Origin of the sequence: Silvania hatchlandensis (assembly GCF_025564065.1) — a bacterium.
Classification (GTDB): Bacteria; Pseudomonadota; Gammaproteobacteria; order Enterobacterales; family Enterobacteriaceae; genus Enterobacter; species Enterobacter hatchlandensis.
Genome location: NZ_JAMGZK010000012.1, coordinates 1 through 273, shown reverse-complemented (window position 1 = coordinate 273; position 273 = coordinate 1). Strand labels below are relative to the sequence as shown.

The 273-nt window shown below is 51.6% G+C and carries 1 protein-coding gene; it reads right to left on the bottom strand.

The features are described 5' to 3' along the window. Positions 1-176: 176 nt before the first annotated feature. A partial coding sequence (locus M8014_RS00060) for an IS3 family transposase (protein ID WP_071890408.1) occupies positions 177-273 on the bottom strand: 97 nt, incomplete at its 5' end.

Genomic DNA, 273 nt, shown 5'->3' with positions numbered 1-273 from the left:
TGTTCGACTGATTCAGTTTCTACTGAGATGAATGCCGACCTGAAAGCAGCATCTAACTGTCCGGGCTGACAGTCGTTGAGCCTCGGTAGTAGACGTTATGAATGTCCGCTCTGTGCCAGAAGCGGACATTGCGTGTGAACCCGCACTGATCCTACCCACGTAATGTGGACACGGCCCTAAGCGAGGTTCTGGTTTTCAAACTGTTCCGGGCTGAGTCCGCCACAGGCGCTGTGACGTCTCCAGCGATTGTAATCACACTCGATATAATTAAAC